12 protein-coding genes are annotated in these 12,104 nt (G+C 71.7%); 8 read left to right on the top strand and 4 right to left on the bottom strand.

From position 1 onward, the window contains the following. The first annotated feature begins 45 nt into the window (after positions 1 to 45). The 8 genes from V6S67_RS06285 to V6S67_RS06320 are packed head-to-tail and all read left to right on the top strand — an operon-like array spanning position 46 to position 7,670. The gene (locus V6S67_RS06285) at positions 46 to 246 is read left to right on the top strand and encodes a hypothetical protein (protein WP_334209420.1); all 201 of its coding nucleotides are present in this window, start codon (positions 46 to 48) and stop codon (positions 244 to 246) included. After that, complete coding sequence (locus tag V6S67_RS06290; RefSeq protein ID WP_334209421.1) at positions 233 to 1,084, top strand: TlyA family RNA methyltransferase; 852 nt, start codon at positions 233 to 235, stop codon at positions 1,082 to 1,084. Before V6S67_RS06285 ends, V6S67_RS06290 begins: the two co-directional genes overlap by 14 nt. Beyond that, on the top strand, positions 1,077 to 2,003 hold the full coding sequence (locus V6S67_RS06295; protein WP_334209422.1) for an NAD kinase: 927 nt from the start codon (positions 1,077 to 1,079) through the stop codon (positions 2,001 to 2,003). Before V6S67_RS06290 ends, V6S67_RS06295 begins: the two co-directional genes overlap by 8 nt. After that, positions 2,000 to 3,727 (top strand): DNA repair protein RecN, encoded by a 1,728-nt coding sequence (gene recN / locus V6S67_RS06300; protein WP_334209423.1) that lies wholly within the window; start codon positions 2,000 to 2,002, stop codon positions 3,725 to 3,727. Before V6S67_RS06295 ends, recN begins: the two co-directional genes overlap by 4 nt. Continuing rightward, positions 3,724 to 5,424: a CTP synthase gene (locus V6S67_RS06305; protein ID WP_334209424.1), complete on the top strand. Its 1,701-nt coding sequence runs from the start codon at positions 3,724 to 3,726 to the stop codon at positions 5,422 to 5,424. The genes recN and V6S67_RS06305 overlap by 4 nt, the downstream gene beginning before the upstream one ends. A gap of 2 nt (positions 5,425 to 5,426) precedes the next feature. Continuing rightward, positions 5,427 to 6,113 (top strand): NUDIX hydrolase, encoded by a 687-nt coding sequence (locus V6S67_RS06310; RefSeq protein WP_334209425.1) that lies wholly within the window; start codon positions 5,427 to 5,429, stop codon positions 6,111 to 6,113. Continuing rightward, positions 6,110 to 7,075, top strand: a complete 966-nt coding sequence (gene xerD, locus V6S67_RS06315; protein WP_442884856.1) for a site-specific tyrosine recombinase XerD — start codon at positions 6,110 to 6,112, stop codon at positions 7,073 to 7,075. Before V6S67_RS06310 ends, xerD begins: the two co-directional genes overlap by 4 nt. Next, positions 7,068 to 7,670 (top strand): 8-oxo-dGTP diphosphatase, encoded by a 603-nt coding sequence (locus tag V6S67_RS06320; RefSeq protein WP_334209427.1) that lies wholly within the window; start codon positions 7,068 to 7,070, stop codon positions 7,668 to 7,670. Before xerD ends, V6S67_RS06320 begins: the two co-directional genes overlap by 8 nt. Before the next feature lie 24 nt (positions 7,671 to 7,694). Here V6S67_RS06320 and V6S67_RS06325 read toward each other — a convergent pair whose 3' ends face one another. From V6S67_RS06325 to V6S67_RS06340, 4 genes are read right to left on the bottom strand one after another with little or no spacing between them, the layout of a single operon-like run. After that, positions 7,695 to 8,834 (bottom strand): bifunctional 2-methylcitrate synthase/citrate synthase, encoded by a 1,140-nt coding sequence (locus V6S67_RS06325; protein WP_334209428.1) that lies wholly within the window; start codon positions 8,832 to 8,834, stop codon positions 7,695 to 7,697. Continuing rightward, positions 8,831 to 9,796: a methylisocitrate lyase gene (prpB, locus tag V6S67_RS06330; protein ID WP_334209429.1), complete on the bottom strand. Its 966-nt coding sequence runs from the start codon at positions 9,794 to 9,796 to the stop codon at positions 8,831 to 8,833. The genes V6S67_RS06325 and prpB overlap by 4 nt, the downstream gene beginning before the upstream one ends. Before the next feature lie 8 nt (positions 9,797 to 9,804). Further along, entirely contained in the window at positions 9,805 to 11,325 is a 1,521-nt protein-coding gene (locus V6S67_RS06335) for an MmgE/PrpD family protein (protein WP_334209430.1), read from the bottom strand. Beyond that, positions 11,318 to 12,007, bottom strand: coding sequence for a GntR family transcriptional regulator (locus tag V6S67_RS06340; protein ID WP_334209431.1), 690 nt, complete (start codon positions 12,005 to 12,007; stop codon positions 11,318 to 11,320). The genes V6S67_RS06335 and V6S67_RS06340 overlap by 8 nt, the downstream gene beginning before the upstream one ends. Between the last annotated feature and the right edge of the window lie 97 nt (positions 12,008 to 12,104).

Below are 12,104 nucleotides of genomic sequence, written 5' to 3' on the forward strand. Positions count from 1 at the left end.
CTGGAGGGACACACGATCGACACGGGAGACGAGAGGACGGCGACGGTGCAGGACACCACCGAGGCTCCGGCCGGCAGCAGCACGGGGGACACGCAGGTCGACGCGGTCCTGTCGGCGCTCGACCGGCTCGCGGATCTCCCCGTGACCGGGCATGCCGAGGTCTACCTCGACGTGCTCGAGCGCCTCGACGGCGAGTTGAACCCCGAGGGGAGACTCCGACGGACGGGAGCACATGGCTCGCCTTGACCAGGAACTCGTGACGCGCGGGCTCGCGCGGTCGCGATCCCACGCCGCCCAGCTGATCGCGGCGGGACGCGTGCGGCGTGAGGGCGTCGTCGCGCTGAAACCCTCGGCGCCGATCCTCCCGGCGGACACCCTGCTCGTCGAGGAACGGGGCGAGGAGTACGTCAGCCGCGCCGGCACCAAGCTCGACGGCGCGCTGCGCGCCTTCCCGGCAGTGGACCCGGCCGGCAGGCGCTGCCTCGACGCCGGCGCCTCGACGGGCGGATTCACCGATGTGCTCCTGCGGCGCGGGGCGCGCGAGGTCGCCGCTGTCGACGTCGGGCACGGCCAGCTCGTGCAGCAGCTGCGCGACGATCCGCGCGTGCACGTCTTCGAGGGCATGAACGTCCGCCACCTCGACCCCTCGGCGATCGGTGGCCCGGCGGAGCTCACCGTCGCCGACCTGTCCTTCATCTCCCTCCGCCTGGTCCTGGACGCGCTGGCCGGCGCCACCGTTCCCGGCGGGGAGCTGCTCCTGATGGTGAAGCCCCAGTTCGAGGTGGGCCGCAGCGGACTCAACCGCCTCGGAGTCGTGACCTCGCCCGAGTCCCGCCGCCGCGCCGTCGCCGGCGTGGTGCGCAGCGCGCTTGCTGGCGGCCTGCTGGTCGCCGGGATCGCGAAGAGCGGTCTGCCCGGGCAGGACGGCAACGTGGAGTACTTCGTGTGGATAAAGGTGCCCGCCGACGGTTTGGTGCCTAGGATCGAGGGGGAGCTGGACCGGTTGACCGACCAGGCACTGAACGCGCTCTTCCCACCGCCCGGCACGGCCCGCCCCATAGATCAGACGGAGCTCGATGAGTAGACGAATCCTGGTTCTTGCGCACACCGGCCGCAGGAACGCGATGATCGCCGCGCAGGAAGCGTGCACACGCCTCCACGACCTCGGGCTGCAGCCCGTCATGCGGCCCGAGGAGCTCGCCGACCTGCAGGGGGAGTACGGGGCCCTCGTGGCCCCGGCCGAGGCGCTCGGCGACGGCGTGGACTTCGGCGACGTCGAACTCGTCATGGTCCTCGGCGGCGACGGCACCATCCTGCGGGCCGCCGAACTGGTGCGGGAGGCGGACATACCCCTCCTGGGCGTCAACCTGGGGCACGTGGGCTTCCTGGCGGAGAGCGAGCGTGCCGATCTCGAGGAGACGGTGCGGTGGGTCGCGGACCGCAGCTACACCGTGGAGGAGAGGACCACCATCGAGGTGGTCGTGTGGCACGGCGACACGATGCTCGGGCAGAGCTGGGCGCTCAACGAGGTGGCCGTCGAGAAGGCGGACCGTGAGCGCATGATCGAGGTGGTCATGGAGGTGGACGGCCGTCCCGTGAGTTCCTTCGGCTGCGACGGCGTGGTCCTCGCCACGCCCACCGGCTCCACCGCGTACGCCTTCTCCGCAGGTGGACCGATCGTCTGGCCGGAGGTCGAGGCGCTCCTCATGGTGCCCATCAGTGCCCACGCACTCTTCGCGAAGCCGCTCGTGGTCGCGCCCACGTCGGTCCTCGCGGTCGAACTCCTGACCCGCACCGATGCCGCCGGCGTGATGTGGTGCGACGGACGCCGCAGCATCCACCTGCCGCCCGGCGCCCGTGTGGAGGTACAGCGGTCGGAGCGCCCCGTCCGGCTGGCCCGCACACGGCAGACACCGTTCTCGGAACGGCTCGTCCGCAAGTTCGAACTACCCATCCAGGGCTGGCGCGGCCCCCTGAAGCACCAGGACGGACCCCAGCGATGATCGAGGAGATGCGGATCCGCGACCTCGGCGTCATCACCGACGCCACCCTCAGCCTCGGGCCGGGCCTGACCGTCGTGACCGGTGAGACCGGCGCGGGCAAGACCATGGTCATCACCGCGCTCGGCCTGCTGCGGGGGGCGCGGTCGGACGCCGGTGCCGTCCGCCTGAACGCGAAATCCGCCTCCGCCGAGGCCGTGCTGCGGCTCGAGCCGGGCAGCCCGGCCGCCCTGCGGGCCGCCGAGGCGGGAGCCGAGTTGGAGGAGCACGACGGCGTCGTCGACCTGATCCTCGCCCGCACCGTGACGAGCGAGGGCCGCAGCCGCGCGTACGTCGGCGGCCGCGCGGCCCCCGTGGGCGTCCTCGCCGAGCTGGGGGACGAGCTCGTCGTCGTCCACGGGCAGTCCGACCAGCTGCGGCTCAAGGGCGCTCCCGCGCAGCGGCAGGCCCTGGACAAGTTCGGCGGAAAGCCCCTCGAGGAGGCCCTCCATGGCTACGAGGACGCGTTCCGACGGTGGCGCGACGCCGTCGCCGAGCGCGACCGGCTGAGGAGCGAGGCCCGTGAGCGGCTCCGTGAGGCCGAGGGCCTGGAAGCGGCCCTGACCGAGATCGGCGACCTCGACCCGCAGCCCGGGGAGGACGCGGCCCTGAAGGCGGAATCGATGCGCCTCGGGAATCTGGAGGAGTTGCGCACCGCCGCCCTCGTGGCCCATCAGGCGCTCGTGTCCGAGGACATCGGAGCGAGTGCCGACGCCGTGTCGCTGGTCGACGAGGCGAAGCGCCAGCTCGAGGCGGTCGCCGAGCACGACGCCGACCTCGGGAAGCTCGCCGAGCGGCTCGCGGAGGTCGGGTACCTCCTGGCGGACATCTCCGCGGAACTGGCCGGCTACGGGACGGCGCTGGACTCCGAGGGCGCGGGGCGGCTCGAGGAGGTCGAGTCGCGCCGCGCCGCGCTGTCCGTGCTGACCCGGAAGTACGCCCCGACCATCGACGAGGTCCTCGTCTGGCAGGAGGACGCCGTCAAGCGCCTGCTCGAGCTGAGCGGCGACTCGTCGCGGGTGGAGGAGCTCGACGACGTCATCACGGCCCTCGACGGCGAGGTGCACGGCCTCGCGGCGGCCCTGTCGGCGCTGAGGAGGGCGGCGTCGGAGAACCTCGCCGAGAAGGTCAGCGACGAGCTCACGGCCCTGGCCATGCCCGACGCGCAGCTCCTCATCGAGGTGACGCCGTCCGAGTCGCTGACCGTCCACGGGGCCGACGAGATCGCGTTCAACCTGCAGCCGCACCCAGGGTCCGCGCCGCGTGCCCTGGGCAAGGGGGCATCGGGCGGAGAGCTCTCCCGCGTGATGCTGGCCATCGAGGTGGTCCTCGCGGCCGTCGACCCCGTGCCCACCTTCGTGTTCGACGAGGTGGACGCCGGGGTGGGAGGAAAGGCCGCCGTCGAGATCGGACGCCGGCTCGCGATGCTGGCCGAACACGTCCAGGTCATCGTCGTGACCCACCTGCCCCAGGTGGCCGCCTTCGCCGCGCGTCACATCCGCGTCACGAAGAACGTCTCCCGCGACGGCGACGGGGGAGGCGTCACGGCGAGCGACGTCGAGGTCCTGCCCGACGACGAGCGGGTGCGCGAGCTCGCCCGCATGCTCGCCGGCCAGGAGGACTCGGCCTCCGCCCGCGCCCACGCCGAGGAACTCCTCGCCGATGCCGCCCGCACAACTGCTCGGTGATAGGCTTGAACTCCGTGGCGCAGCAAATAAACTCCCGGTTCCTGAAATCCGCAACGACCAAGCACATCTTCGTGACTGGCGGCGTGGCCTCCTCTCTCGGCAAGGGACTGACGGCATCCAGCCTGGGTCACCTCCTGAGGGCGCGCGGCCTCTCCGTGACCATGCAGAAGCTCGATCCCTACCTCAACGTGGATCCCGGCACGATGAACCCGTTCCAGCACGGCGAGGTCTTCGTGACCGACGACGGCGCCGAGACGGACCTCGACATCGGCCACTACGAGCGGTTCCTCGACGAGAACCTCGACGGGTCGGCGAACGTCACGACCGGTCAGGTGTACTCGACGGTCATCGCCAAGGAGCGCCGCGGTGAGTACCTCGGTGACACCGTGCAGGTCATCCCGCACATCACGGACGAGATCAAGCGCCGCATGCGCCTGCCGGCCGAGGCGACGCCCGGCAAGAAGGCGCCCGACGTCATCATCACCGAGATCGGCGGCACCGTCGGCGACATCGAGTCGCAACCGTTCCTCGAGTCCGCCCGGCAGGTCCGCCAGGACGTCGGCCGGAACAACGTCTTCTTCCTCCACGTCTCCCTCGTGCCGTACATCGGTCCGTCGCAGGAACTGAAGACCAAGCCCACCCAGCACTCGGTCGCCATGCTGCGCTCCATCGGCATCCAGCCCGACGCCATCGTGATCCGCTCCGACCGCGAGGTGCCGGCGGCGATGCGCGAGAAGATCGGCCGCATGTGCGACGTGGACCTCGACGCCGTGGTCAACGCGGCCGACGCCCCGAGCATCTACGACATCCCGAAGACCCTCCACGCCCAGGGCCTCGACGCGTACATCGTCCAGGCGCTCGACCTGAAGTTCAAGGACGTCAACTGGACCAAGTGGAACAAGCTGCTCGAGGCCGTCCACAACCCGAAGCACCAGGTCGAGGTGGCCCTCGTGGGCAAGTACATCGACCTCCCCGACGCCTACCTCTCCGTGACCGAGGCGCTCCGCGCGGGCGGCTTCGCGAACAAGGCCAAGGTCACCATCAAGTGGGTGCCGTCCGACGAGTGCCAGACACCGGAGGGCGCGAAGAAGGCCCTGGCCGGTGTTGACGCGATCTGCATCCCCGGCGGCTTCGGCATCCGGGGCCTCGAGGGCAAGCTCGGCGCGCTGACCTACGCCCGCGAGAACGGCGTCCCCACCCTCGGCCTGTGCCTCGGGCTGCAGTGCATGGTCATCGAGTACGCCCGGAACGTCGTGGGCCTCGAGGGCGCATCCTCGAGCGAGTTCGAGCCGGACACGCAGTACCCCGTCATCGCGACCATGGCGGAGCAGCTCCACATCGTCGCCGGCGAGGGCGACATGGGCGGCACCATGCGCCTGGGCCGCTGGGAGGCGAAGCTCCAGGAGGGCTCCGTCATCGCGGGGACCTACGGGAAGACCACCGTGTTCGAACGGCACCGCCACCGCTACGAGGTGAACAACGAGTTCCGCGACCAGATCGCCGAGGCCGGCCTCGTGTTCTCCGGGACGACGACGGACGGACAGCTCGTCGAGTTCGCCGAACTGCCGAAGGACGTGCACCCGTACTACGTCTCCACGCAGGCCCACCCCGAACTGAGCTCACGCCCCACGCGCCCGCACCCGCTGTTCGCGGGCCTCGTCAAGGCGGCGCTCGAGCGCCGCGGCGCGAAGGTCTGAGCATGGGCCTGCCCGGGCCGGGAGGCGCCGCGTTCAGCGACGAGCAGAGCCCGCGCCGGCTCCTCGGGGCCACCACGGTCTACGAGGGGCGGGTATGGGACGTCGTCAGTGAGCAGTTCAGCCTGACCGACGCCGGTGAGGCGATCACGCGCGACTTCATCCGGCATCCCGGGGCGGTCGCCGTGCTGGTGCTCGACGACGACGGGCAGGTCCTCCTGCTGCGCCAGTACCGCCACCCGGTGCGGATGGCGCTCTGGGAGATCCCCGCCGGGCTCCTCGACGAGGACGGCGAGGAGTTCGTGGACGCCGCCGCGCGCGAACTCGCCGAGGAGGCGGACCTCACCGCGCGCGAGTGGCATGTGCTCGTCGACCTGTTCCTGTCCCCGGGTTCGTCCTCCGAAGCCCTCCGCGTGTACCTGGCGCGGGGGATCGGGGACGTCCCCGAGGCAGACCGGCACACGCGCACCCACGAGGAGGCCGAGATCGAACTGCGGTGGGTGGACCTGGACTCCGCCGTCGACGCGGTGCTCGAGGGACGCATCCACAGCCCGTCCGCGGTCGCCGCGATCCTCGCGGCCCGCGTGGCGCGTGAGAACGGGTTCGCCGACCTGCGGCCCGCCACGACGCCCTGGCCCGAGCACCCGAGCCAGCACGCGACGTGGCCCCACGGTGCCGTGCTCGAGGGCTGACGTCCGTGCCGGAGCCGGCGCCCGCCGACGGGCCGCTGACGTCCCTCATCAGGGACTACCTGCAGCACATGTCCGTGGAGCGTGGCCTGTCCGTGAACACCCTCTCGGCCTACCGGCGTGACCTCCGGCGCTACGAGGCGTTCCTCGACGCACGCGGGATCCGCGCGGTCCCCGCGATCACCCGCCACGACGTCTCCGCCTTCGCGCAGGCCGTCGCCTCCGGGGAGGACGGACTCTCGCCGCTGAGCCCCCGCTCGGCGGCCCGTACGGTCGTCGCCGTCCGGGGCCTGCACCGGTTCTGGGCGCTCGAGGGGATCACCGAGGGCGATCCGGCCCGGGACGTCCATCCGCCGATGACCGGGCAGCGGCTCCCGAAGGCGATCCCGGTCGCGGACGTGGTGCGCATCCTCGACGCCGTCGACACCTCCACGGCGTCCGGGCAGCGCGACCGGGCGCTGCTCGAGTTCCTGTACTCCACCGGCGCGCGCATCAGCGAGGCCGTGGGCCTCGACGTCGACGACGTCTCCGTGAGCGGGGCGCTCGACGGGCCGGCGGTCGTGCGGCTGACCGGGAAGGGCTCGAAGGAGCGCCTGGTCCCGGTGGGCTCGTACGCCGCGCGGGCCGTCGACGCCTACCTCGTCCAGGGCCGCCCGGGTCTGGCGGCGAAGGGCAAGGGCAGCCCGGCCCTCTTCCTCAATGCGCGTGGCGGTCGCCTCAGCCGCCAGAGCGCCTGGACCATCCTGAAGACCGCCACCGAGCGGGCCGAGGTGAAACGGGACGTCTCTCCGCACACGCTGCGGCACTCCTTCGCCACCCACCTGCTCGAGGGCGGGGCGGACGTCCGTGTGGTGCAGGAACTCCTGGGGCACGCGTCGGTGACGACCACCCAGGTGTACACGCTCGTCACCGCAGACACCCTGCGCGAGGTCTATGCAGCGGCACACCCCCGGGCCCGTGCCTGAGCCGGCGGAGCAGGCGTCGGGAGAGCCGGCGGAAAAGCCGGCGGAACAGCCGGCCGGGGTCCCGTCCGGACAGGAGCGGCCCGGCGAGTGGCTGACCGTCGATGGCGTGGCCTACCGCTGCGTGGTGCTGTGCCTGCTGTTCAGGACCGCCGCCCGTGCGGACGGCACGTCCCGGGAGGTGCTGCTCGGCCTGAAGCGCACCGGCTTCGGGACCGGCCGCGTGGTGGCGCTCGGCGGCAAGATCGACGGGCGGGAGTCCGCCCGGGAGGCCGCGGTGCGGGAGGTCCGCGAGGAGAGCGGGATAGACCTCCGGCCCGAGGACGTGCTCTGTGCCGGCCGGATCACGTGGTCCTTCCCGGCCCGGCCGGCGTGGAACATGGCGGCGTTCCTGTTCACGGCCGGGGCCGGTGCCGCGACGCCGGTGCCCAGCGAGGAGATCGAGCCCCGCTGGTACCCCGTCGACGCGATCCCCTGGGACGGCATGTGGCAGGACGCCCCGCACTGGGTGCCGCACCTGCTCGAGGGTCGCACCGTCGACGCCGCCATCGTCATGGACACGGACAACGAGGGCGTGGCCCGCGCCGTCGTGCGCTGACCCGCCCCGCGCGGCGAGGGGAGGTCAGCCCACGTGCCGCTCGTCCGGGCCGTCGTACAGGCTGAGGGGGCGGATGAGCGAGTTCGACGCCGCCTGCTCCATGATGTGCGCCGTCCAGCCCGTGATGCGCGCTGCGATGAAGAGCGGCGTGAACATCTCGGTGTCGAAGCCCATGAGGTGGTAGGTGGGGCCTGCGGGGTAGTCGAGGTTGGGCTTGATGCCCTTGGCCTCGTCCATCGCCGTCTCGAGGCCGGTATACAGGCCGAGGATCTCCCCCCGCCCGTAGTACTCGATCATCGCGTCGAGCGCGGACTTCATGGTGGGGACGCGCGAGTCGCCGTTCTTGTACACGCGGTGTCCGAAGCCCATGACCTTCTTCTTCGCGGCGAGGGCGTCCTCCATCCAGGCCTTCGCCCGGGCGGCGGCCTCCTCGCGGGTCTCGTCCTCCCGGATGCCGATCTCCTCGAACGTGTGCATGACGGCCTCGTTCGCGCCGCCGTGGAGCGCTCCCTTGAGCGCGCCGATCGCCCCGGTCACCGCGGAGTGCAGATCGGAGAGGGTCGACGTGATCACGCGCGCCGTGAAGGTCGAGGCGTTGAAGGAGTGCTCCGCGTACAGGACCATCGACACGTCGAACGCGTGGACCACCTCCGCGGGCGCCTCCTCCCCGAAGGTCATCCACAGGAAGTTGGCGGAGTAGCCGAGGTCCTCGCGGGGCTCGACGCGCGCCTGCCCGCGGCGGCGCCGCTGGTCGTAGGCGACGACGGCGGGGAAGGCCGCGAAGAGGGCCGCCGCCTTCTCCCGGTTCGCCTCGGGCGCGTTGTCGCCGGCCAGCGGGTGGCAGGCTCCCAGCACCGACACCGCGGTGCGCGCCACGTCCATGGGGTGCGCGGTCAGCGGCAGGAGGTCGATGGCCGCGACGACCGTGTCCGGGAGGGACCGGTGTGCCCGCTCGAAGGCGTCGAAGCGCGCGCGCTGGTCGGCGTCGGGCAGCTCGCCGTTCCACAGGAGGTAGGCGATCTCCTCGACGTCGCGGTGGCCGGCCAGTTCCTGCACCGGGTACCCCCGGTAGAGCAGGGAATTGGTGTCCGGATTGACCTTCGAGATGGCGGTGGTGTCCACCACGACCCCTGCGAGCCCCTTGTGGATCTCCGGTTCTGTCACGGCTGCTCCTTCTCTGCGTTCGGTGCGGGTGCGGGTGCTGATGCGGGTGGGCGTGTGCGGACGCCGTCCGGCACCTCGAAGTTGAACACGGAGGAGTCGAAGCGGTTGTACCCCTCGTAGTCCACCAGGTCGTAGAGCCGGCTGCGCGTCTGCATGTCGCCCACGACGCCCTCCTGCGTGCCGTGGGCCCTGATCGAGTCCAGCGTACGCTCGGCGGCGCCCATCGCACTGCGCAGCAGGGTCACCGGGTAGATGACCAGGGTGACGCCCACCTCCTGGAGCTGGTCGGCCGTGAACAGCGAGCTCTTGCCGAACTCCGTCATGTTGGCGAGGATCGGCACGTCGACGGCCTCGCGGATGGCCCGGAACTCGTCGAGGCTGCGCATGGCCTCGGGGAAGATGGCGTCCGCCCCGGCGTCGACGAGCGCGCGGGAGCGGTCCTGCGTGGCCTCGAGGGTGTCCGTGCCGCGGATGTCGGTGCGGGCCATGATGAGGAAGTTCGGGTCGCGGCGGGCGTCGGCGGCGGCGCGGATGCGCTTGACGGCCGTCTCCAGGTCGACGACGTTCTTCCCGTCCAGGTGGCCGCACCGCTTCGGGTTGAACTGGTCCTCGATGTGGCAGCCGGCGAGGCCTGCGTTCTCGAGTTCCTGCACGCTGCGGGCCACGTTCATGGGTTCGCCGAAGCCCGTGTCGGCGTCGACGATGCACGGCAGGTCCGTCATGCGTGCGATCTGCCCGGCGCGGTGCGCCACCTCCGTCAGGGTGGTCAGGCCGATGTCCGGCAGGCCGAGGTCGGCGGCGATCACGGCGCCGGAGATGTACACGCCGTCGAAGCCCTTGTCGCCGATCAGGCGGGCGGACAGGGGGTTGAAGGCCCCGGGGAACTGCTGCAGGCTGCCGGAGGCCAGCCCGTCCCGGAGGTCCCGGCGCTTCTGCTCGGGGGTGATGCTCGAGTACAGCACGGCGCCTCCTACAGCAGTCCCTGCGGCGCGCCGGCCGCGTCGACGAGACCGGGGCGGGCCACGATGTTCAGCTGTCCCAGCGATCCGGCCGGCAGGTCGGGCAGCTGCCCGACGGCGGCGAGGAAACGCTCGAGCTCCGCGTCCTCGACGATGCCCGCCGCGAGCATGCGCAGCTTGGCGACGTAGTCGGCGCGGGCGAACGGCCGGGCGCCGAGCGGGTGGGCGTCGGCGACGGCGATCTCGTCGGTGATCACGGTGCCGTCCGTGAGGGTGATCTCCACCCGGCCGCCGAACGCCTTCTCCGCGATGTCCAGGGAGTGGTAGCGGCGCGTCCACTCGGGGTCCTCGAGCGTGGTCACCTTGTGCCACAGCGCGACGGTGTCCGGGCGTGCCGCGCGGTCGGGCGCGTAGGAATCCTCGTGGTGCCAGCGGCCGTCCTGGAGCGCCACGGTGAAGATGTACGGGATGGAGTGGTCGAGGGTCTCCCGTGAGGCCGCGGGGTCGTACTTCTGCGGGTCGTTGGCGCCGGAGCCGATGACGTAGTGCGTGTGGTGGGAGGTGTGGATGACCACGGAGGCGACGTTGTCCGGATCCGTGGCCTCGGGGTGCGTCCCGTGCAGGCGGCGGGCGAGGTCGATCCAGGCCTGGGCCTGGTACTCGGCCGAGTGCTCCTTGGTATAGGTGTCGAGGATGGCGCGCTTCGGTTCGCCCTGCGCCGGGAGCGGCACCTCGTAGGCCGCGTCCGGCCCGTCGAGGAGCCAGGCGATCACGCCGTCCTCGCCCTCGTAGATGGGTGTGGGGGACGTCTGCCCGCGCATGGCACGGTCCACGGCCTCGACGGCCATCTTCCCGGCGAAGGCCGGGGCGTGCGCCTTCCACGTGGAGATCTCGCCCTTGCGCGACTGGCGGGTCGCCGTCGTCGTGTGCAGTGCCTGGCCGACGGCATGGAAGACGACGTCCGGGTCCAGGTTCAGGAGGGTGCCGATACCCGCCGCTGCGGACGGCCCGAGGTGCGCCACGTGGTCGATCTTGTGCTCGTGGAGGCAGATGGCCTTCACGAGGTCCACCTGGATCTCGTAGCCGGTGGCCAGCGCGCGGACGAGGTCCCTGCCCGAGGCGCCCGTGTGCTGGGCCGCGGCGAGGATGGGCGGGATGTTGTCGCCGGGGTGCGAGTAGTCCGCGGCGAGGAACGTGTCGTGGTAGTCGAGTTCGCGCACGGCGACGCCGTTGGCCCACGCCGCCCACTCGGCCGAGACGGGGGAGTCGACGCCGAACACCGCGGCGCCCGCTCCGTGTGCGGAGACCGGGTGGCTGAGCGCCTGCGCCCGGGCGGCGACGACGGGCGCCCGCGTCAGCGACGCGATGGCCACGGACGCGTTGTCGATGATCCGGTTGATGACCATGTCCGTCACCTCGGGCGTCACCTCGACGGGATCGGCGGCGACCTGCGCGATCTTCCAGGCGAGCTGCCCGGTGCGGGGGAGGTTCTCCTCGCTGCGGTGGACGCGGACGGGATGGAGTTCAACCATGGTGTTCCTCTCGGTGGTGCAGGGCTGGTTCAGTCGGTGGCCGCGGGTCCCCGGTGGGGGAGAGCAGGTGCTGCAGGCTGTGGTGGAGATGGACCCGCATGGACGCCTCGGCGAGGTCGGCGTTGCCGGCGGCCAGCGCCCGGGCGATCTGCTCGTGTTCCCGGGCCGAGGCGAGGAGCCGCGCCGGGTTGTCCTGGGCGAGGCGGCGGGCCCGGGCGAGGTGTGTGCGGATCGGCTTCTGCGCCTGCAGCAGGTACCGGTTCCCGGCGGCGTCGTCGATGCACTCGTCGAGCCGGGCGACGAGCGCGTAGTAGGCGTCCCGGTCGCCGTCGCCGTCCCCGAGGAGCCGGCCGGCACGGGCGAACTCGTCGGCGAGCGCGATGAAGACGGTCCGGTCGCCGCGCACGGCCGCGAGGCGCACCGCGGCGCATTCGAGCGGCAGGCGGACCTCGAACACGTCGGTGACCGCTGCGAGGGAGATGGCGGAGACGACGACGCCGCGGCCGGCATGCGGTGCGGCGAGCCCCTCGGCGACGAGCCGGGAGAGCGCCTCACGCAGGGGGGTGCGTGAGACGCCGAGCCGCGCGGACTGCTCCACCTCCGCCAGCACGTCACCGGGGGAGAGGCGCCACTCCACGATGTCGGCCCGGAGCAGGGCATAGGCGCGATCGCTGGCCCGCATCCCCGCCCCCTTCCACGTCCTGGTTCCGGCCCGGCATGAGCTGGTACCGACCCCAATGTATGCAAAGCCGGGCTCCTGTACAAGAAATCGCCGACAG

The sequence above is a fragment of the Arthrobacter sp. Soc17.1.1.1 genome (assembly GCF_036867195.1).
Taxonomy (GTDB): Bacteria; Actinomycetota; Actinomycetes; order Actinomycetales; family Micrococcaceae; genus Arthrobacter_D.